The sequence below is a fragment of the Nocardioides malaquae genome, from assembly GCF_015070385.1.
In the GTDB taxonomy this organism is placed as follows: domain Bacteria; phylum Actinomycetota; class Actinomycetes; order Propionibacteriales; family Nocardioidaceae; genus Nocardioides; species Nocardioides malaquae.
In genome coordinates this window covers 1-237 of record NZ_JADCSA010001153.1, presented here as the reverse complement: position 1 = coordinate 237, position 237 = coordinate 1, and the positions used below count along the sequence as shown (strand labels likewise).

The following is a 237-nucleotide window of genomic DNA, read 5'->3' as shown; positions in this document are numbered from 1 at the left end:
CCCCTATAAGCATATGGGCTTCTGTGCTTTCCCAGTTCTCATCATTGGCTAGTTTCAAGGCACCAATGGCTACCACGATATATCCATGTGAAGCTATTTCAGACAATACCCTTTCATGCGTGATGGATGTATTCGCACAGGCACCATTGGCAAACACCATCAATGGCAATAGCCCCTCTTTCTTGACTGCTTTTTTTAGTTTTTCGGGTCTATAGACTACAAAATCTGGCAAGGTCT

General features: G+C 43.9%; 1 protein-coding gene. It reads right to left on the bottom strand.

Annotated elements, in window-relative coordinates:
- Positions 1-237, bottom strand: a 237-nt coding sequence (locus IEQ44_RS18785; RefSeq protein ID WP_227487715.1) for an alpha/beta hydrolase family protein, incomplete at both ends; no start/stop codon positions are given.